Origin of the sequence: Cellulosimicrobium sp. TH-20 (assembly GCF_002105775.1) — a bacterium.
In the GTDB taxonomy this organism is placed as follows: domain Bacteria; phylum Actinomycetota; class Actinomycetes; order Actinomycetales; family Cellulomonadaceae; genus Cellulosimicrobium; species Cellulosimicrobium funkei.
Window position 1 is genome coordinate 3265833 of record NZ_CP020857.1, and the last position, 19414, is coordinate 3285246.

A 19414-nucleotide genomic window follows, 5' to 3' on the forward strand; every position below is an offset into this window, starting at 1 on the left:
CCCCCCGAGGAGGCCCGGGAGGCCGCGGTGGCGGGACGGGGGCGCGGGGTGCCCGCCGCCGGTCGTGACCGGCCGGTGCGCCCGGCGCCCGTGCCCTGCGTCACTCCCCCGCCCCCTCCTGCGCCACGCCGAGCACCGTGCCGTCGGACAGGCGGACCATCGCCGGGTCCTGCGCCTCGACCATGCCGAGCCCGCGCGCGGTCTCCGGCAGCGCCGTCCTCTGCTCGGCGACCTGCAGCTGCAGGCTCTGCGTGTCCTGGGCCACGCGGCTCACCTCCCGGCGCAGCTCCGACATCTCGTAGGAGTTGCGCGCCATCGTCGTGTTCACCAGGAGAGCACACAGGAGCGCGGCGCCGAGGATCGACATGCAGACGACGAGGAACGGGACCTTGGACCGCGCCTGCAGCGGCGCCCGGACGAGCTCGAGACGCGAGCGCAGCGCCCGCTCGGACGCGCCGCCCGGCAGGGCGGTCAGCGACGGGCGCGGTGCGGGCGCCGGCCGGGCCGGGCGCGGGAGCGGGCGGGCGGCGGTCGACCTCTGTGCGCTCATCGTGTCGTCTCCCCCGGGTCGTGCGGTCGGTCGGTCGGTCGGTGGCCGGGCGCCGGCGAGCGGCGAACGGCGGACGGGCGGCGGTGCGGCGGTGTCGGGCGGGTGCGCTCGGCGGCTCGCAGGCGCACGGACGCGGACCGCGGGTTCGTCTCGCGCTCCCCGGCCGGCGCCTCCTCGGCCCCCCGGGTCAGCAGGCGCAGGTACGGCTCGTCCTGCTCGGGCACGACCGGCAGGCCGGCGGGCGCGCTGATCGTCGCGCCGGCGGCGAGCACGCGCTTGACGATGCGGTCCTCGAGCGAGTGGTACGACTCGACGACGATGCGCCCGCCCACGGCGAGCACGTCCACCGCGGCGGGGACCGCGCGCTCGAGGACCTCGAGCTCGCCGTTCACCTCGATGCGCAGCGCCTGGAACGTGCGCTTGGCGGGGTTGCCGCCCGTCGTGCGGGTGGCCGCCGGGATCGACGCGCGGACGAGGTCGACGAGGTCCGCGCTGCGCTCCCACGGCTGCTGCTCGCGCCGGCGCACCACGGCCCGCGCGATCCGCTGCGCGAACCGCTCCTCGCCGTAGTCGCGCAGGATCCGGGTGAGCGCGCGCTCGTCGTACGTGTTGAGCACGTCCGCGGCCGTGAGGCCCACGGTCGGGTCCATGCGCATGTCGAGCGGTGCGTCGTGCGCGTAGGAGAACCCGCGCTCCGTCTCGTCGATCTGGAGCGAGGAGACGCCGAGGTCCATGAGCACGCCCTGGACCGGTGCGCCGACCACGTCCGCGACGACGTCCTCGATCTCGTCGTACACGGCGTGCACGGCGCGGAAGCGGTCGCCGAACCGGGCGAGCCGGCGCGACGCGCGGTCGATCGCCTCGGGGTCGCGGTCGATGCCGACCACGCGCGCCGTCGGCACCTGCTCCAGGACGGCCTCCGTGTGGCCGCCCATGCCGAGCGTGCAGTCGACGAGCACGGAGCCCGGCTCGCCGAGCGCGGGCGCGAGCAGGTCGACGCAGCGCTGGAGGAGGACCGGGACGTGCCGCTCGGCGGCGTCGTCGGGGGTGCTCGTCACGTCCTCCTCCTCTCCGTGCTGGTCGTCGTGCTGCGGTGCTGCTGCTGGTCGTGCTGTGCTGCGGGCCCCGTACGGTCAGGTCTCCCTCCGCGTCCTTTCTGGCGCCGGGGAAGTGCGCCAGACCGGGCGGGAGGAGGCCTCACCGTGCGGAGCCGGTGGTGCTCGGCCCTAGAAGCGCAGGTCCGGGAACACCTCCTCCGCGGTGTCGGAGTACGCCGACTCCTGCTCCGCGAGGTACGTCTCCCACGCCTGCGCGTCCCAGATCTCGACGCGCGTGCCGGCGCCGATCACGGCGACGTCGCGGTCGAGCCCCGCGTACGCCCGCAGGGGCGCGGGGATCGAGACACGTCCCTGCTTGTCCGGGATCTCGTCGCTCGCCCCCGAGAGGAAGACGCGCAGGTAGTCCCGGGCCTGCTTGCTCGTCACCGGCGCCTGCCGGATCTGGTCGTACATGCGCCGGAACTCGTCCATCGGCAGCAGGAACAGACAGCGCTCCTGCCCCCGCGTCATGACGAGACCCGGTGCGAGCCGCGACCGGAACTTCGCGGGGAGGATGAGCCTCCCCTTGTCGTCCAGACGCGGCGTGAAGGTGCCCAGGAGCAGGCCGGAGGAACCGCCGAGCACGTCGTCCACGAAGCCGGACATGCACCTGGCACCTCCCCTCCTGCTCCCTTCTGCTCCACGGTACTCCACTTCCCTCCACCGCTCTCGGCGAAAGTCCCAGGTTTCACCCGTCTTCGCAGGATCTCCGCAGGTCAGACGGGCTGGAGCGCGGTGGAGGGGAGGACTCCCCAGGGCGCGTCGCGGCCGCGTCCGGCGGGACCGTCGTCGGGGGGCGACCGCTTCCAGGAGCCGTCCGACGGGTCCTGGGCGGCGGCGCCCGGCGCCCGTGGAGGGAGAGGGAGGGGCACGGGTCCGCCGACCCCGGACCGCGCGCCCCCTGGCCGGGGTCGGCGGACCTCCCACCGTCTACTAGGCTCTTCCCACCCGCGGTCTCGCCGGTCCGCGGCCCTGCGCCACCGACGACGGAGGTCCCCGTGCTCCCCGACATCGCCCCTGTCGCGCCCTCCGACGAGCCCGGGTCAGGACGCCTCGCCGGTCTCGACGAGCTGGTCGAGACCACCGGACGGATCCGCTCCGGCATCGAGTCGGTAGTCACCGGGCGACCGGACCTCGTGACCGTCACCGTCGCCGTCCTCCTGGCGCAGGGGCACCTTCTCGTCGAGGACGTCCCCGGCGTCGGCAAGACGACGCTCGCCAAGGCGCTGGCGCGCACGATCGACTGCAAGGTCGGCCGCATCCAGTTCACGCCCGACCTCCTGCCGAGCGACCTCACCGGCGTCAACATCTACCGCGCCGCGAACCACGAGTTCGAGTTCCGGCCCGGCCCCGTCTTCTCCAACATCGTCATCGGCGACGAGATCAACCGCGCCTCCCCCAAGACGCAGTCGGCGCTCCTGGAGTGCATGGAGGAGGGCCAGACGACGGTCGACGGCACGACCCACATGCTCCCGAGCCCGTTCCTCGTCGTCGCGACCCAGAACCCGGTCGAGATGGAGGGCACCTACCCGCTCCCCGAGGCCCAGCGCGACCGCTTCATGGCACGGCTGACCGTGGGGTACCCCGACGTCGACGCCGAGCTGCGGATGCTCGACCGCCAGGAGTCGGACAACCCGCTCGCGCACCTGCGGCCGGTGACCACCGGGGCGGACGTGCTGCGGTTCGCCGAGGTCGCGCGCTCGGTCCACGCGTCCACGGCCGTCAAGCGCTACGTCCTCGCGCTCGTCACCGGGACGCGCGAGCACCCGGGCCTGCGCCTCGGCGCCTCCCCCCGCACGACGCTCCAGCTCCTGCGCGCGGCGAAGGCCCTGGCCGCGATGGCGGGGCGCGACCACGTACTCCCCGACGACGTGCAGTACCTCGCGGTGCCCGTGCTCGCGCACCGGCTCGTCGTCACCACCGAGGCACGGCTCTCGGGCCAGGACGCCGAGGCCGTCGTCGCGTCCCTCGTGGCGCAGACGCCGATCCCCGCGCTGGACGCGACCGAGCGACGCTGACGTGCGCGGCCCGTCGTTCCTCGCGCGGCTCCGACGCAGGACCAGGAGCCTCGCCAGCGCGCGCCCGACCCGCCGCGGCACCGTGGTCCTCGGTGCGGGCGCCGCGCTCGTGGTGCTCGGCGTCACGCTCGGCCTGCCGGACCTCGTCGGGCTCGGCGCGGCGGGGCTTCTCGCCGTGGGGGCCGCGTGGTGCTGGATGGCGGCCCGGCGCATCGACCGGGGGCGCGGCGCGCTGCACGTGACGCGCCGGGTGCAGCCCAACCCCGCCGTGCGCGGCCAGCTCACGACCGCGCGCCTGACCGTCGCGGCGGCGCGCACGACGTCGTCGACGGCCTCCACGCTCGCGCGCCTGCGCATCAGCGAGCAGGCCGCGCACGAGCTGTCCGACCAGGGCTCGTTGCGCGCGCAGGTCGCGACGGTCGGCAACCACATCGCCGTGCGGTACCGCCTGCGGCCGCTGCGCCGCGGCCGGTGGCCGCTCGGCCCGCTCCTCACGACGCGGACCGACCTGTTCGGCCTCGTCAGCGCGACGCAGGAGCTCGGCGACTCGACGGCCGTGGCCGTCTGGCCGCGCACCGTCGAGCTGCCCGTGCGCGGGAGCCGCGCGTTCGGCGAGCACGAGCGCTCGGCCTCCGGCGCCCGGCTCGCGTCGAGCGACGACTCGGTCCTGCGCGACTACGTCGCCGGTGACGACCCCCGCCGCGTGCACTGGGTCAGCGCCGCGCGCCGCGGCCAGCTCATGGTGCGCTCCGACGAGAGCGCGGGCCTGCCGCCCGTGACGGTGCTCCTCGACCGCGGCCTCCTGCCCCACCCGGAGCTCGCCGCGTCGAGCCCGCGCGCGCTGGCCGACGGCGAGTGGGCCGTCGAGTGCGCGGCGTCGATCGGGGTGTCCCTGCTCCAGGCGGGGCACCCCGTCCGCCTCGTCCCCACCTCGCTCGCCGCGGTGGTCCCCGGCACCGGCTTCCGGGTCAACCGGTCCGGCGAGGGCCCGGCCGACCTGCTCGACGCCACGGTCGACCTGCACGGGCACCAGGTCGTGGCGGACGCCGACCGCTCCGTCGTCACGACCTCCGAGGCGCTGCGCCGCGACCGCCGCCCAGGCGAGATCACCGTCGCCGTGCTCGGACCGCTCGGCTCCGTGGCCCGGCACACCGTCGCCGCGATGGCCGGGGACGGCGTCCACCGCGCGCTCGTGGTGAGCACCCGGCCCTGGGCGCCCGAGCACGCCGACGCCGTCGAGACCGTCGCCGCGCTCCGCTCGACGGGGTGGCACGCCGCGCTCGTCGACCCGTCCGCGTCGCTCGAGCACGCCTGGACCCTGCTCGCGGAAGGCTCACGATGACCGCACCCCGACCGGGAACCTCAGGCTCCGCGGGCCTGCGCGTGCTCGCGACGAGCGCGCTCGTCGCCACCGCGGTCGTCGCGTCGGCGTACGCGCTGGGGAGCGTCGTCGGGCCGGGCGGCTGGACGGGCACGGTCGTGCGCGTCGTCGTCGTCCTCGCGCTCGTCACCGGCCTCAGCCGCTGGGCGCTCGAGCGGAGCCACGCGGCGCGCGGCGAGGTGCTCGCCCCGCCGGCGGCGCTCCTGCCGTCGCTCGCCGGGCTCGTCGTCGGGCTGTGGGCCCTGCTCGGGCTGTACGGCGGGCCGACGGACCGGTTCTCGCTCCTCATCGGCCTGTCCAACGTCGACCGCGTCCTGTCCCGCCTGGGCACCGCGCGCGACCTGACGCTCGCGGAGGTCGCCCCGATCGACCCCAGCCTGCCCATCGCGCTCCTGGCGGTCGGCGGCGCGGTCGTGGTGTTCGTCGTCGCCGACCTCATGGCCGGCGGGCTGCGGCTCGGCGCGGGGGTCGCGCTGCCCCTCCTCGCCCTGTGGGTGCCCGGGCTCGTCATCGTCGGCGAGGTCCCGCCGCTCGCGTTCGTCGTGACCGTCACCGCGCTCGTGCTGCTCCTCGCCGTGGACAACCCGCACCGCGCCGTCCGCCGCGGGGCGTCCGCGCGACGCCCGGAGGACCGCGCCGCCGGAGGCCTGCGTGCCGCGGGCGCGCTCGTCGTGGCCGTCGCCGTCGCGGTCACCGCACTCGGGCTCGGGTCGGCGAGCGCCTCGCTCCCCGAGGTGGCGTCGGCGTCGTGGTCGCGCCTGTTCTCCTCGACCGGCCAGACGGTCCGGCTCTCCGACGACCTGGACATGCGGCGCGACCTCGCCGAGCGGTCCGCCGAGGTCGTCCTGCGCTACCGGACCGACGGCGAGAACGTCGGTCCCCTGCGCGTCTTCACGCTCACGGGGTTCGACGGCACCAACTGGCGCCGCGGCGCCGACCGCGACGGCACCCCCATCGACGGCGGCGAGCAGGTCCTGTGGCCCGACGACCCGGGCGCCACCGGGGACCCGACGTCGCTGCGCGTCACGCTCGAGTCGCTGCGCGACACCAAGCTGCCGCTCCCGACCGAGCCGCGCGCCGTCGGCATCGACGGCGACTGGGCGTACGACGACGTGCGCGACGAGGTGCTCGGCGAGCAGCCGACGGGCGCGGGCACGTCCTACGAGGTCACGGTCTTCCCGCGGCCGCTCGACGCCGACGCGTTGCGCGGCGCCAGCGGCGCGGACCCCGACGACCCCAACTACCTCGACGTGCCCGCGACGGAGCACGAGCAGGACATCCGCGACCTCGCGACGTCCGTCGTCGACGGCGCGACGACGCGCTACGACCAGGCGCTCGCGCTGCAGACCTACTTCCGCGACATCTCGCAGTTCACGTACTCCACCGAGGTGCCGCCGGGCGCCTCGGGCGACGCCGTCTGGGACTTCCTCCAGGACCGGACGGGCTACTGCGTCCAGTTCGCGACGTCGATGACGATGATGGCCCGCACGCTCGGCATCCCCGCACGGCTGGGCGTCGGGTTCCTCCCGGGCGAGCGCGTCGACGACTCCAGCTACAAGGTCACGGGCCGCGACTCCCACGCGTGGCCCGAGCTGTACTTCCCGGGGCAGGGCTGGGTCCGGTTCGAGCCGACGCCCGCGCAGCAGACCGGCCCGACGCCGCGGTGGGCGACCCCGGTCGCCGTCACGCCCGGCGGCCCGGCGGACCCGGGGAACGTCCCGACGCCGGACGCCACCACGGCCGCGCCGTCGGCGCCGGTGACGCCGGCACCCACCGCCCCGGGGGCCGGCGGCACGACGGGCGGCACGCAGGAGGACTCCACCTCGTGGCCGCTCGTCGTGGGCGTGGCGCTGCTCGTCGCGGCGGCGCTCGCCGCAGGGCTGTGGTTCGTGCTGCGCCGACGCACCGAGGCGGAGAGCCTGCGGGACGCCGAGGACGCGTGGGCCGAGCTCGTGGCACGGCTCGGTGCGCTGGAGGTGCGGTGGCCGTCGTCCACGACGCCGCGCCGCGTGCCCGCCGTCGTCGTCGCGACCCTGCAGGCGCGACGCGGGGCGGATGCCGGGGACGAGGACCTGGCCGAGACGCTCACGGCCCTCGCGTCGGCGCTCGAGGCGGAGCGCTACGCCCCGCGTCCGCGCGAGACGGTCAGCCCGGAGCGCCTCCAGGCGCTCGTCGACGCTGCCGTCGAGGGGATCGAGAGGTCGCTCAGCGACCGTCCTGCTCGCGCCGACGGTCCCAGCGCTCTTCGAGCCGGCTGAGGAACGGCTTCCGCGACGTCCTGCTCGCTGCGGCCGGCCGGACGGTGCCGTCGGCCTCGACGGTGCCGACCGGTCCCTTGCGGGAGGCGCGCGGTGCCTGGAAGACCAGCACGACGCCGGCGAACATGAGGACGAAGCCGATGACGCCGAGCCAGGTCTGCGAGAGCGCGGCGCCCAGCACCAGCAGGAGCAGCCCTCCCACGACGCCGACACCGGCCAGGACGTAGCGCAGCGCAGAGCGACGTCGAGGGGCCTGGAGCGTGTTCGCCAACCGCGGATCGTCCGAGGTGAGCGCGCGCTCCATCTGCTCCAAGACCCGCTGCTCGTACTCAGACAGAGGCATGAGCACCCCGATTCTCCACGGTGGTCGTGTGACACCCTCAGGATAGATCGACATCCGCGGGGGTGGTAGTCGAGCGGGCCCGGGCAGGCCCCATCGCGATGGATCTCACCCCGAAACGGCCGCGGACGGCGTCGACGGCCTCCTCCGCGCGCCGTCGGACGGCGTTCGTCTCCACCACGGCCTCCTCGAGCGTGGGCTGGACGACGGCCTCCGCGCGCGGCTCGAGACCTTCCGCACGCACCCCCACGAGCCGGACCGCGAGCCCTCGCAGGTCCACCCCCGCGACGAGCTCACGTGCGACGAGGTAGATCTCGCGCGCGACGTCCGTCGGGGCGCCGAGCGTGCGGGCGCGCGTGACGGTCCGGAAGTCGCTCGTGCGGACCTTCACGCTCACCGTGCGGGCGACGAGGCCCTGGTGCCGGAGCCGCCCGGCGCACCGGTCGGCGAGCTCGAGCACGCGCGCCTGCACTGCGGCGAGGTCGCGCAGGTCGTGCTCGAACGTCGTCTCCGCGCCGATGCTCCGCTCCGAGCGCTCCGGCTGGACGGGGCGTGGGTCACGACCCCACGCGAGGTCGTGCAGGTGCGCCCCGGACACCTTGCCGACCGCCGTCTGCAGGGACGCCACGTCGGTGTCGGCGAGCTCGGCGACCGTCCGGATGCCCCACTGCGCGAGGACGGCCTCCGTGCGCTCGCCCACGCCCCACAGCGCCCCCACCGGCAGGGTGCGCAGGAACGGCACCGTCGCCGCGGCGGGCACGAGCAGCATGCCGTCGGGCTTGGCGTGCGTGGACGCGAGCTTCGCGACGAACTTCGTGGTCGCGATCCCGACCGAGCACGTGATCCCGTGGTCCGCCTGGACCCGACGCCGCAGCGCGGCCGCGATCCGTGTGGGCGGCCCGAGACGGCGCCGCGCGCCGCTCACGTCGAGGAACGCCTCGTCGACGCTCACCTGCTCCACGAGCGCGGTGATCTCCCCGAGCGCGGCCATGACCGAGCGCGAGACCTCGTGGTACCGCGCGTGGTCCGGCGGCACGACGACCGCCTGCGGGCACAGCCGGCGCGCGGTCGTCATGGGCATCGCCGAGTGGACGCCGAACGCGCGGGCCTCGTACGTGGCCGCCAGGACGACGCCCCGCTCGGCACCGCCGACGATGACCGGTCGCCCGACGAGCTGGGGACGCCGCGCGAGCTCGACCGAGGCGAAGAACGCGTCCATGTCGACGTGCAGGATCGAGCAGCCGCTCTCGTCGTCCCCCCAGTCCCGGCGGACGACGGCACGAGGACCCCGGCTCATCGGGTGCTCACCGTGCCCGCGGGCCGACCGGCCGGGTCGTCACGACGCCACCGTCCGCAGCCCGGGCAGCCGGACGAAGCCGGCGTCCGGGTCGACGAGCATCGCGACCTCGTCGCGGAAGTCCTCGGCGCACGCGACGAGCTCGTCGGCGCGACGCGGGTCGACCTCGTCGAACCGCCCGGCGTCCACGGCGGCACGGACGCGCGCGCCGCTCGCGAAGTACACCGACCACGCGGCGAGCGCGGGCTCGGCGTCCGCGAGCTGCTCCCACACCGAGCGGGCGCGCCCGCGCCGCACGGGGCGCGCACGGAGCGCGACGACCGCGGCGGCTGCCCGCAGCGCGCCGAGGTGGGCGTGGACGAACCGCTCCCCCGCGTCCTGCGCGAGCGCCGCAGCGACGAGCTCCGCGTCCGCGCGGGCGAGCAGCCGCCGGACCTCGGCGGGAACCACGACCTGCGCCCTCGCGCCTGCTTCGTTCGACATCGCGCACCTCCTGCTCCACTATCGAACACCTGTTCGATCCTGTCAACGTGCCGGACGCCGACAGCCCGTACCGTGGGGCACATGGCTCGCCGCACCTCCCGACGCCCTCCAGGGTCCCCCGCACCACCCACACCGCCCCGGCGTCGGGGCCCCGCGCGCGGCGGGCCCGCGGCGTCCGACCTCCCGGACGAGCCCGTCGCGACCACGACGGGCACGGCCCGCGTCGAGCGCGACCCCGACCGCCCGTCCGCGGTCACCCTCTACGTCAACGGGGTGCCGAGCTCGTACCTCGACCTGGACGACCCCGGGATGCTCGCGTTCGAGTACATGCAGCAGATGGCCGCGGTGGTCGACGAGCTGCACCCCGGGCCCGTGCGTGCGCTGCACCTCGGGGCCGCCGGGTGCAGCCTGCCGCGCTGGGTGGAGGACACCCGCCCCGGCTCGACGCAGCTCGGGGTCGACCTCGACGCGCGCCTCCTGGAGCTCGTCCGCACCTGGTTCGACCTGCCGCGCTCCCCGCGCCTGCGGCTGCGGCCCGACGACGCCCGGCACGCGGTGGAAGGGCTCGCCGACGCGTCGTTCGACGTCGTGGTCCGGGACGTCTTCCACGGCGACCGCACGCCCGACCACCTCGTGACCCTCGGCATGGCCGAGGAGGTGCGGCGCGTCCTGCGACCGGGGGGCGTCTACCTGGTCAACTGCGCGGACCGGCCGCCGCTCGCGTCGGTGCGGCGCGAGCTCGCGACGCTCGCCGCCGCGTTCGGGGGCGGCACGGGCGACGGCGCCGTGGAGGAGGGGCGTGTCGCAGCGATCGCCGAGCCGGCACAGCTCAAGGGCCGCCGGTACGGGAACGTGGTGCTCGCCGCGGTCGCGCCGGGCGGTGCCGAGCCTGCCCTGACCGGCCCGGGCCTCGCGCGCACCGTGCGCTCGCTTGCCGTGCCGGCGCGCGTCCTCGTGGGGAGCGAGCTGCGGACCTTCGTCGGCCCGGCGGCGCCCCTCCCGGACCCCACGCCCGCGGACCCCGGGTCCGCCGACCCCACGTTCGAGGGGCCCGCTCCCGGGGACGCCACGACCGCGCGTCCGGCGCCCGACGAGCACGCTCGGGCGACGCGCGAGGGCTGACACGCCAGGAGCCGCGCCCCCGGGAGGGGACGCGGCTCCTGCGCTGCTGCTACGACCGGGCGACCCGACCGCAGGACGTCGTGGACGTCAGAGCGGGCGGACCTTCTCCGCCTGCGGGCCCTTCGGCCCCTGGGTGATCTCGAACTCGACCCGCTGCGCCTCGTCGAGCGTGCGGTACCCGTTCGACTCGATCGCCGAGTAGTGCACGAAGACGTCGGCACCGCCGCCGTCCTGCGCGATGAAGCCGTAGCCCTTCTCGGCGTTGAACCACTTCACAGAACCCTGCGCCATGCTGTTCCTCTGACCTTCTGTCCATCCGGGGACATCAGCAGGCGGACCCTTCGTCCACCCCCGTGCGCCGCAATGCCATGTCCCACGTCCTTCGCCGGCGTCCCGGCCGTGTGCGGCCGGCAGGCCCGACGCAGGACCGCCCCGCCGGGCGGACCCACGTACCGGCCCTGCACCGGGTCGTGCGCAAGTACGTCACTGCAACGGGTCACAGTGTGGCATGGACCACGTCAGGTCCGCCATGGAGAACGAGCCCTCTCGTGCTGATTTTTCGGCACATACTCCCCGGCGGGGCCGAGCGCGCCGTCACTCCCCCGACTGCTGCGCGAGGAAGCGCTCGAACTCCGCGCCGAGCTCGTCGGCCGTGGGGATCGGGGCCGACTCGGCGAGCAGGCTCGTGCGCCCGACCGAGCGGGCGAAGGCGTCGTACTGCTCCTCGAGCGCCCGGACCACCGCCGCGACCTCCTCGGAGTCGCGCACCTGTCGCTCGACCTCGGTCTTCGCGTCCTGGACCGCCTCCGCGAGGCCGCCCGTGGCGAGGTCGAGACCCGTCACGCGCTGGACGTGCTCGAGCGCGACGACCGCCGCGGGCGGGTACGACGACTGGGCGAGGTAGTGCGGCACGTGCACGGTGTAGCCGACGGCGTCGTGGCCGGCGCGCCCGAGCCGCAGCTCGAGCAGCGCGGCGAGGCTGGCCGGGACCTTGACCGTCCCGAACCACGACGTGTGCTCGCCGAGCAGCTCGGGGCGCGTGGCGTGCGCCGTCACCGAGAGCGGCCGCGTGTGCGGGATGCCCATCGGGATGCCGTGGAAGCCCACGACGAGCGAGACGCCCAGACGCTCGACGACGTCGCGCACCGCGGCGACCACGCGCTCCCACTGGACGTCCGGCTCGGCGCCGTGCAGCAGCAGGAAGCCGGTGCCCTCGGCGTCGCGCACGTGGTCGACGACGAGGTACGGCTCGTCGTAGTCGGACCAGCGGTCCGTGCTGAAGGTCATCGTGGCCCGCTTCGAGCGGTAGTCGATGAGCTGGTCGGCGTCGAACGTCACCAGGCGGGTGACCTCGCCGATCTCCAGCAGGTGGTCGACGGCCACCTCTCCCGCGCTGCCCGCGTCGACGAACCCCGCGACCGCGTGCAGCAGCACCGGCCCGGAGCCCGCCTCGGGCGGCGTGGGCCACAGGCGCGCCACGGCCTGCTCGTCGAGCTCGTAGATCCCGCGAGGGTCCAGCATGCATCCTCCTCGTCACGTCCTTCGCCCGTGCGCCGCCGGTGGCGCGCTGCGGGCCTGACGAGGTAACGCGACCCGGGCCGGGGATCATTCCCGGCCGGGCTGCGTCGGCGGTCAGCGACCGGGGAGGCGCACCACGGAGACGAAGAAGTCGTCGATCTGCCGCACGACGTCGATGAAGCGGTCGAAGTCGACCGGCTTGGTGACGTAGGCGTTGGCGTGCAGCGAGTAGCTGCGCACCACGTCCTCCTCGGCCTCCGACGTCGTGAGCACGACGACGGGGATCTTGCGCAGCGCGTCGTCGGCCTTGAGCTCGGCCAGGACCTCGCGCCCGTCCATCCGGGGCAGGTTGAGGTCGAGGAGGATGAGGTCGGGCGTCGGGGCGCCCGCGTGCTCGCCCTCCTTGCGCAGGAACTGCAGCGCGCTCACGCCGTCGGACACCACCGAGAGGCGGTTGGTGACCTTGTGGTCCTCGAACGCCTCGCGGGTCATGAGCACGTCGCCCGGGTCGTCCTCCACCAGGAGGACGTCGATCGGCTTGCTGCCGTGGCTCATGCGGGGCTCTCCTCGTCGTCGGGGCGCGCGGGGGCCGGAGCGTCCGGACCGGCGCCGCCGGGGTCGGAGCGAGCGTAGCCGACCTGCGCCTGGACGTAGGCGTGGGCGAGCGTGAAGCGGATGGTCGTCCCGCCCTCGCGCGGCTCGATCCAGATGCGCCCGCCGTGGTACTCGACGATGCGCTTGCACAGCGCGAGGCCGATGCCCGTGCCCTCGTACACGTCCTTGGCGTGCAGGCGCTGGAAGATCACGAACACGCGGTCGGCGTACTGCGGGTCGATGCCGATCCCGTTGTCCTCGACCGACAGCTCCCAGTGGGTGTCGCGCGCGAGCACGCCCACGTGCACGGCGGGCGCCCGGTCCGGGTGGCGGAACTTCAGCGCGTTGCCGACGAGGTTCGCGAGGAGCTGGCGCAGGAGCGCCTGCTCCCCCACGACGACGGGGAGCGGGTCGTGCGTGACGCGCGCCCCGGACTCCGCGATCTTGTCGGAGAAGTCCTCGAGCACGCCCCGGAGCTCGTCCTCGAGGTCGACGTCGACGCGCTCGGTGCCCGTCCGGCCGACGCGGGAGAACCCGAGCAGGTCCTGGATGAGGCGCTGCATGCGCTTCGCGCCGTCGACCGCGAAGTCGATGTACTGGTCGGCGCGGTCGTCGAGCTCGCCCCCGTAGCGCTTCTTGAGGAGCTGCGTGAAGCTCGCGACCTTGCGCAGCGGCTCCTGGAGGTCGTGCGAGGCGACGTACGCGAACTGCTCCAGGTCGCGGTTCGAGCGTTCCAGCTCGCGCGCCTGCTCGGCGAGCAGCTCGTGCGAGCGCGCCGCGTCCTCGTGCGACGCCTTGATCTCCGCGACCTGGCTGACGAGCTCGACGCGCATGTGCTCGACGTCCTGCGCGAGGTCCGCGATCTCGGCGGGCCCGGACGTGACGACCGGCTCGTCGAGGCTCCCGGAGCTCACGCGCCGCACGCGGTGCGCGAGCTCGGCCATGGGTTCGGTGACCCAGCGCTTGAGGCAGACCCACAGGATGATGCCGACCGCGAGCGCCGAGCCGACGAGGACGAGGACGCTCCCGAACAGGGCGCGGCTCCACCGGTCGAGCGCGTCGAGGCGTTCGACGCGCTCGTCGCGCAGCTGGTCGACGTACTGCGCGGTGTCGGCGCGCGCCGCCGCGAAGAGCTCGGCGCCGCGCGCCTGGTCGACGGCGCGCACGCGCCCGGGGCCCTGGGCCTCGGTGGTCGCGATGGCGGGCTCGGCCGCGTCGGAGACCCAGGCGCGCACCGAGGACTCGGCCTGGGTGAGCGTCCCGGCGAGCTCGTCGTCGAGGCCGAGGCGGTCGACGAGCGCGGCGTCGGGGACGACGCCCTCGGCGTCGACGCCCACCGCGCGCGTGTAGGCCTCGAGCGCCGTCGCGTCGCCCGTGGCGACGTAGGCGCGCACCGCGACCTCGGCGTCGAGCAGGCCGACGTACGCGCCGTCCGCCTCGCTCACCGCGTCGAAGAACGGCCCGGTCACGTCGGTCTGGAGGGTGAGGACGCGCGACAGCGCGATCGCGGACGTCGCGAGCACGCCGAGGAGGATCACCCCGGCGACGACGAGCGCCCAGCCGAGCCGCCGACGCAGCGTCGGGGCACGACGCTCGCCCGCGCGCCTGCGGTCGCCGGCGGCGCTCACCGGGCCCACTCGTCCGAGTCGGCGAGGGTGGCCGACCGCTCGCCCGGGGAGGTGCCCTTGCCGTCCCACCCGAGCACGAGGAGGGCCGCGTCGTCCGCGAGGGGGCCGCCGTGGAGGTCGCGCACGCGACGGAAGACGCGCTCGACGACGCCCTCGACGCCCTGCTCCAGGGCGCTGTCGACGGCGCGGCGCAGGCCGTCGACCCCGACGCGCTCGGGGCGGGTCCGCGCGTCGCCCGCCCCGGCTCCCGCGACGGTCGCCTCGACGAGGCCGTCGGTGTAGAGCATGAGGGCCCAGCGCTCGCCGAGCTCGACCGGCTGCGACGTCCAGCCGCCCGCGACCGGGATGCCCAGGGCGCGGCCGCGCGACGTCGGCGTGATCTCCGACGCCGTGTCGCGCAGCAGCAGCGGCGCGAGGTGGCCCGCGAGGTAGACCTCGGCGCTGCGTCGGTCCGCGGAGACGACGACCTGGCACAGCGTGACGAAGACCTCCGGGCGCGCGCGCTCGGGCACGAGCACACGCTCGAGCAGCGGCAGGATCGCCTCCGGCTGGGTCTCGCTGAGGACGATGGTGCGCCAGGCCGTGCGCAGCGTCGCGCCGAGCGCGGCCTCGTCCGGGCCGTGCCCCGCGACGTCCCCGATGACGCACAGGACCGTCCCGTCCGGGCGCTCGACCGCGTCGAAGAAGTCGCCGCCGAGCAGGCCGTTGCCGCCCGGCACGTAGCCGACCATGACGTCGAGGCGGTCGTCCTGCACGAGCGGGGTCGGCAGGAGCGCACGCTCGAGGCGCGCCGTCTCTGCCGCGCGGACCTCGCTGCGGTACAGCGCGCGCTGCTGCTCGACGGACATGCGGCGCTGGACCGCGTAGCGCACGGACCGCCCGAGCAGGTCGCCGTCGACCTCCCCCTTGACGAGGTAGTCGTCGGCGCCCGCGGCGACCGCCTGCACGCCGAGGTCGATGCCCGAGTGGCCGGTCAGGACGACGAGCGCCGGCGGCCGCGACCCCGCGCGCACGCGCTCGACGGCGGACAGGCCCACGGAGTCGGGCAGGCCCAGGTCCAGCAGCACGCAGTCGACGTCGTGGGAGACGACCATCTCGAGGGCACCGTCCAGGGTCGTCGCACGGTGCAGCTCGACCTTGAGGTTGCCGTCGGCCAGCAGCTCCTCGACGAGGATCGCGTCCGCGTCGTCGTCCTCCACGAGCAGGATCCGGAGCTCGTCCGTCGGGGCCAGCACGGCACGCCCCGGGTGCGCCTGGTCCGGTCCGGCGGCGTCGTCGCCGCGCGCGGAGGGTCGGCCCGGGGCTCGACGCTCGCTCCCGGTCACGACGCCCGCTCCCCTCTGGTCGCCATGGGCCACGATCCTAGCCGCAGGCGCGCGTCCGGCCCGGTCACGGCGCCAGGACGCGCCGGTCGTCGGTCCCCGGGACGGCCGTCGTACGCCATAATGGACGGCCGCGCGGGCGGCGCGGCGCCGGTCGAGGAAGGGACAGCGTGGGACGCAACGACGAGCTCCGGCTCGAGCAGGAGGTCGTGGACACCCTCTACGCGCGCCTCGACGAGCTGCGGGCGGCCGCCCGGGCACGCCTCGACGAGGTCCGACGGTCCGGCCCGTCGGGCTCGCCGCAGAACCGCAGCGAGCGCGACGCGTTCGCGACGCTGTACGAGGACCGTGTCGCGCAGCTCGACGCGGTCGAGGACCGCCTCGCGTTCGGCCGCCTCGACCTCGACGACGGCACCCTGCGCTACGTCGGGCGCATCGGCCTCACCGACGAAGAGCACTCGAGCCTCCTCACGGACTGGCGCGCGCCCGCCGCCCAGGCGTTCTACCGCGCGACAGCGGCCCACCCGGACGGCGTCGTGCGCCGTCGGCACCTCGTGACGCGCGGTCGTGCCGTGACGGGGCTCGAGGACGAGCTCCTCGACCTCGACGCCCCGGAGGCCGTGACCGGCACGACGCTCTCGGGCGAGGGCGCGCTGCTCGCCGCGATGGCCGCGGGCCGCACAGGACGCATGGGCGACATCGTCGCCACGATCCAGTCGGAGCAGGACGCGATCATCCGCTCCGAGCTCGCGGGGGCGCTCGTCGTCCAGGGCGGGCCCGGCACGGGGAAGACGGCGGTCGCGCTGCACCGCGCGGCCTACCTGCTGTACGCGCACCGGCGGCTGCTGGAGCGCTCGGGCGTGCTGCTCGTCGGCCCCAGCCTCTCGTTCCTGCGCTACATCGACCAGGTGCTGCCGTCGCTCGGCGAGACCGGCGTCGTGAGCACGACCATCGCCGACCTCCTGCCCGGCGTCGTCGCCGACGGCGAGGAGGACCCGCGCGTCGCGCGCGTCAAGGGTCGGGCGGTCATGGCCCGTGCGGTGCGCCGGGCCGTGCGCGCACGCGAGCGCGTGCCCGCGGCCGACGTGCCGGTCCGGCTCGACGGCCACGACCTCGTCATCCGCCGCCGCGACGTGCGCGACGCCATCGCGAAGGCGCGGCGCACCCACAAGCCGCACAACCTCGCGCGGGTCACGTTCGTCCGCGAGATGCTCTCGCGCCTCGTCGAGCAGTACGGGCGCCAGCTCGGCGAGCCGCTCGTCGGCGAGGACCGCGCGCTCGCGCTGGAGGACCTGCGCTCCCACCGCGACGTGCGCGTCGCGCTCAACCTGGCCTGGCTGCCGCTCACGCCCGAGCGCCTCGTCGAGGACCTGTGGACCAAGCCGCACCGGCTCGCCGAGGCCGCGCCCGAGCTCTCGCCCGAGGACCGGCGGCTGCTCGAGCGGCCCAAGGGTGCGCCGTGGACCCCCGCGGACGTGCCGCTCCTCGACGAGGCGGCGGAGCTGCTCGGCGAGGACGACCAGGCGGAGCGGGCCGAGGCCGCCGCGCGCGCGGCGCAGCGCGCGCAGGACCTCGAGTACGCGCGGCAGGTGCTCGAGTCGTCCGGTGCGGGCGGCGGGATCGTCGGGGCCGACGTCCTCGCCGAGCGGTTCGCCGCGAGCGGCCCGCGCCTGACCACCGCCGAGCGCGCCGCGCAGGACCGCACGTGGACCTACGGCCACGTCGTGGTCGACGAGGCGCAGGAGCTGTCCGCCATGGCGTGGCGCATGCTCGTGCGCCGGTGCCCGACGCGGTCGTTCACGGTGGTGGGCGACGTCGCCCAGACGTCCTCGCTCGCGGGCGCCCGGTCGTGGAAGGGCATGCTCGACCCGGTCTTCCGCGACGCGTGGCGGCTCGCCGAGCTCACGGTCAACTACCGCACGCCGGCCTCCGTCGCGGACGCGGCCCGACGCGCGGCCGTCGCGGCCGGCCTCCCGGTCTCGCCGCTCACGTCCGCGCGCGACGTCGAGGACGCCCTGCGCGTGGTCGAGGTAGCACCGGGCGCGCTGGAGGCACGCGTCCGGGCCGAGGCCGAGGCCGCGCGCGCCGAGTTCGTCGCCGCGGAGTCCGGCCGCGTCGCCGTCGTCGCGGCCGCGCCCGCGGTCCCCGCGCTACGGGCCGCGCTCGGGCTCGCCGACGCGGGCGGCGAGGACCCGGTCGTCGTGCTCGACCCGGTTCAGGTCAAGGGGCTGGAGTTCGACGCCGTCGTGCTGGTCGAGCCCGCCGACGTCGCGACCGGGCCCTCGGGCCCGTCCGACCTGTACGTCGCCATGACGCGGCCGACCCAGCGCCTCGTCGTCGTGCACGCGCGCCCGCTGCCCGCCGGCGTCGCCCCCGCGCCGTCGGACGACGCACGGGGCGCCGGAGCCTGACAGCGGTCGCGTCCGGGCGCGGGGTCACCTCGTCCCGAGGGTCAAGACCCGTTTGGTCCGGACCGCGGGACGGGCGCACCATGGGGGCGTGCTACGCGCCCTCCTCCTCGAAAACCTGCACCCCCTCGCCGCCTCGAACCTCGAGGCCGCGGGCATCGACGTCACCGTCCGCACCGGGGCCCTCGACGAGTCCGAGCTGATCGAGGCGCTCGACGGCGTCCACCTGCTCGGCATCCGGTCCAAGACGAACGTCACGGCGAACGTGCTCGAGAACGCCCCCGACCTGGTGGCGCTCGGCGCGTTCTGCATCGGCACGAACCAGATCGACCTGCGCTCGGCCGCGACGCAGGGCGTCGCCGTGTTCAACGCGCCGTTCCAGAACACGCGCTCCGTCGTCGAGCTCGCGCTCGCCGAGATCATCGCGCTCACGCGCCGCCTCACCGAGCGCGACCGCGCGCTGCACGAGGGCCGCTGGGACAAGTCGGCGGAGGGCGCGCACGAGGTCCGTGGCCGCACGCTCGGCATCGTCGGCTACGGCAACATCGGCACGCAGCTCTCGGTCGTCGCCGAGAACCTCGGCATGTCGGTCGTCTTCTACGACACGGCGGAGAAGCTCGCGCTCGGCAACGCGCGCCGCATGGACACGCTCGACGAGCTGCTCGAGCAGGCCGACGTCGTCACGCTCCACGTCGACGGGCGCCAGGGCAACGCCGGGCTCTTCGGCGCCAAGCAGTTCGCCCGCATGCGCCCGGGCTCGATCTTCCTCAACCTGTCGCGCGGCTTCGTGGTGGACTACGGCGCGCTGCGCGAGGCGATCGTCGAGGGCCGCGTGGCCGGCGCCGCGGTCGACGTCTTCCCGCACGAGCCCAAGCGCAAGGGCGACGCGTTCGACTCCGAGCTGCGCGGCCTGCCGAACGTCATCCTCACGCCGCACATCGGCGGCTCGACGGAGGAGGCCCAGGAGGCGATCGGGCAGTTCGTGTCCGCCAAGCTGCGCGACTACCTCACCACCGGCTCCACGACGCTCAGCGTCAACGTGCCGAACCTCGCGCTCGAGCAGACGACGGGCATCACGCGCATCACGCACCTGCACCGCAACACCCCCGGTGTCCTCGCCGCCGTCAACGCGACCCTGGCCGAGCACGGGACGAACATCGAGGGCCAGCTCCTCGCCACCCGCGGCGAGATCGGCTACGTCGTCACCGACGTCGGCTCGCGCGTGGAGCCCGCCGTCATCGAGGCGCTGGCCGCGATGGAGCAGACGATCGCCCTGCGCGTCCTCGACTGACGCGGCCCAGCACCCCGGGACCCTTCGCCGCGCGCGGCCCGTCCGCACGCGGCGAAGGTCCTCGGCGGCCGTGACCTTCGCCGCTGAGCGCCTCTCGCGCGCCGGTG

At 75.3% G+C, this 19414-nt stretch carries 17 protein-coding genes; 6 read left to right on the top strand and 11 right to left on the bottom strand.

The window, feature by feature from the left end; all coding sequences use genetic code 11:
- Positions 1–100: 100 nt before the first annotated feature.
- From B8281_RS14520 to mraZ, 3 genes are all read right to left on the bottom strand, one after another.
- Positions 101–550 carry a hypothetical protein gene (locus B8281_RS14520; RefSeq protein ID WP_061267582.1) on the bottom strand — a complete coding sequence of 150 codons (450 nt, stop codon included), beginning with the start codon at positions 548–550 and terminating at the stop codon, positions 101–103.
- Complete coding sequence (rsmH, locus tag B8281_RS14525) at positions 547–1608, bottom strand: 16S rRNA (cytosine(1402)-N(4))-methyltransferase RsmH (protein WP_076406540.1); 1062 nt, start codon at positions 1606–1608, stop codon at positions 547–549. The genes B8281_RS14520 and rsmH overlap by 4 nt, the downstream gene beginning before the upstream one ends.
- A gap of 168 nt (positions 1609–1776) precedes the next feature.
- A complete protein-coding gene (mraZ, locus tag B8281_RS14530) occupies positions 1777–2211 on the bottom strand; it encodes a division/cell wall cluster transcriptional repressor MraZ (RefSeq protein ID WP_031316739.1) in 435 nt (144 codons plus the stop codon).
- 446 nt (positions 2212–2657) lie between these two features.
- On the opposite strand from mraZ, the gene B8281_RS14535 reads away from it, so the two are divergent.
- Genes B8281_RS14535 through B8281_RS14545 form a run of 3 tightly spaced genes read left to right on the top strand, consistent with a single transcriptional unit; the run spans position 2658 to position 7304 of the window.
- Positions 2658–3665 (top strand): MoxR family ATPase, encoded by a 1008-nt coding sequence (locus B8281_RS14535; protein WP_034655085.1) that lies wholly within the window; start codon positions 2658–2660, stop codon positions 3663–3665.
- A gap of 1 nt (position 3666) precedes the next feature.
- A complete protein-coding gene (locus B8281_RS14540; RefSeq protein ID WP_085388086.1) occupies positions 3667–5007 on the top strand; it encodes a DUF58 domain-containing protein in 1341 nt (446 codons plus the stop codon).
- The gene (locus B8281_RS14545) at positions 5004–7304 is read left to right on the top strand and encodes a DUF3488 and transglutaminase-like domain-containing protein (RefSeq protein WP_085388087.1); all 2301 of its coding nucleotides are present in this window, start codon (positions 5004–5006) and stop codon (positions 7302–7304) included. The genes B8281_RS14540 and B8281_RS14545 overlap by 4 nt, the downstream gene beginning before the upstream one ends.
- Here B8281_RS14545 and B8281_RS14550 read toward each other — a convergent pair.
- Genes B8281_RS14550 through B8281_RS14560 form a run of 3 tightly spaced genes read right to left on the bottom strand, consistent with a single transcriptional unit; the run spans position 7252 to position 9424 of the window.
- Positions 7252–7647, bottom strand: a complete 396-nt coding sequence (locus tag B8281_RS14550) for a DUF3040 domain-containing protein (RefSeq protein WP_031316425.1) — start codon at positions 7645–7647, stop codon at positions 7252–7254. The genes B8281_RS14545 and B8281_RS14550 overlap by 53 nt on opposite strands.
- Before the next feature lie 37 nt (positions 7648–7684).
- Positions 7685–8941 carry a DNA polymerase IV gene (locus B8281_RS14555; RefSeq protein ID WP_021482845.1) on the bottom strand — a complete coding sequence of 419 codons (1257 nt, stop codon included), beginning with the start codon at positions 8939–8941 and terminating at the stop codon, positions 7685–7687.
- 39 nt (positions 8942–8980) lie between these two features.
- Positions 8981–9424 carry an SAV_6107 family HEPN domain-containing protein gene (locus B8281_RS14560; RefSeq protein ID WP_034655077.1) on the bottom strand — a complete coding sequence of 148 codons (444 nt, stop codon included), beginning with the start codon at positions 9422–9424 and terminating at the stop codon, positions 8981–8983.
- Positions 9425–9505: 81 nt separating this feature from the next.
- On the opposite strand from B8281_RS14560, the gene B8281_RS14565 reads away from it, so the two are divergent.
- Positions 9506–10546, top strand: a complete 1041-nt coding sequence (locus B8281_RS14565; protein WP_157446643.1) for a spermidine synthase — start codon at positions 9506–9508, stop codon at positions 10544–10546.
- A gap of 87 nt (positions 10547–10633) precedes the next feature.
- On the opposite strand, the gene B8281_RS14570 is transcribed toward B8281_RS14565, so the two are convergent.
- The 5 genes from B8281_RS14570 to B8281_RS14590 all read right to left on the bottom strand — a co-directional run bounded on the left by B8281_RS14570 (position 10634) and on the right by B8281_RS14590 (position 15611).
- The gene (locus tag B8281_RS14570) at positions 10634–10837 is read right to left on the bottom strand and encodes a cold-shock protein (RefSeq protein WP_034655075.1); all 204 of its coding nucleotides are present in this window, start codon (positions 10835–10837) and stop codon (positions 10634–10636) included.
- A 303-nt stretch (positions 10838–11140) separates the two neighbouring features.
- Entirely contained in the window at positions 11141–12067 is a 927-nt protein-coding gene (locus B8281_RS14575) for a proteasome assembly chaperone family protein (protein WP_034655073.1), read from the bottom strand.
- A gap of 111 nt (positions 12068–12178) precedes the next feature.
- The gene (locus B8281_RS14580; RefSeq protein ID WP_021482350.1) at positions 12179–12619 is read right to left on the bottom strand and encodes a response regulator; all 441 of its coding nucleotides are present in this window, start codon (positions 12617–12619) and stop codon (positions 12179–12181) included.
- The gene (locus B8281_RS14585) at positions 12616–14286 is read right to left on the bottom strand and encodes an ATP-binding protein (RefSeq protein WP_085388793.1); all 1671 of its coding nucleotides are present in this window, start codon (positions 14284–14286) and stop codon (positions 12616–12618) included. Before B8281_RS14585 ends, B8281_RS14580 begins: the two co-directional genes overlap by 4 nt.
- Complete coding sequence (locus B8281_RS14590) at positions 14283–15611, bottom strand: PP2C family protein-serine/threonine phosphatase (RefSeq protein WP_369824899.1); 1329 nt, start codon at positions 15609–15611, stop codon at positions 14283–14285. Before B8281_RS14590 ends, B8281_RS14585 begins: the two co-directional genes overlap by 4 nt.
- 167 nt (positions 15612–15778) lie before the next feature.
- Here B8281_RS14590 and B8281_RS14595 point away from each other — a divergent pair, with 167 nt between their 5' ends.
- On the top strand, positions 15779–18019 hold the full coding sequence (locus B8281_RS14595; protein ID WP_085388088.1) for an AAA family ATPase: 2241 nt from the start codon (positions 15779–15781) through the stop codon (positions 18017–18019).
- Positions 18020–18107: 88 nt separating this feature from the next.
- Positions 18108–19307, top strand: coding sequence for a phosphoglycerate dehydrogenase (gene serA / locus B8281_RS14600; protein ID WP_043654536.1), 1200 nt, complete (start codon positions 18108–18110; stop codon positions 19305–19307).
- Positions 19308–19414: the final 107 nt, after the last annotated feature.

Bases quoted from the DNA above. Each gene is read 5' to 3' on its own strand.
- B8281_RS14520 (WP_061267582.1), bottom strand. From the start codon at position 550: ATGAGCGCACAGAGGTCGACCGCCGCCCGCCCGCTCCCGCGCCCGGCC.
- B8281_RS14575 (WP_034655073.1), bottom strand. From the start codon at position 12,067: ATGCTGGACCCTCGCGGGATCTACGAGCTCGACGAGCAGGCCGTGGCG.
- B8281_RS14565 (WP_157446643.1), top strand. From the start codon at position 9,506: ATGGCTCGCCGCACCTCCCGACGCCCTCCAGGGTCCCCCGCACCACCC.
- B8281_RS14570 (WP_034655075.1), bottom strand. From the start codon at position 10,837: ATGGCGCAGGGTTCTGTGAAGTGGTTCAACGCCGAGAAGGGCTACGGC.
- B8281_RS14545 (WP_085388087.1), top strand. From the start codon at position 5,004: ATGACCGCACCCCGACCGGGAACCTCAGGCTCCGCGGGCCTGCGCGTG.
- B8281_RS14580 (WP_021482350.1), bottom strand. From the start codon at position 12,619: ATGAGCCACGGCAGCAAGCCGATCGACGTCCTCCTGGTGGAGGACGAC.
- B8281_RS14555 (WP_021482845.1), bottom strand. From the start codon at position 8,941: ATGAGCCGGGGTCCTCGTGCCGTCGTCCGCCGGGACTGGGGGGACGAC.
- B8281_RS14560 (WP_034655077.1), bottom strand. From the start codon at position 9,424: ATGTCGAACGAAGCAGGCGCGAGGGCGCAGGTCGTGGTTCCCGCCGAG.
- B8281_RS14550 (WP_031316425.1), bottom strand. From the start codon at position 7,647: ATGCCTCTGTCTGAGTACGAGCAGCGGGTCTTGGAGCAGATGGAGCGC.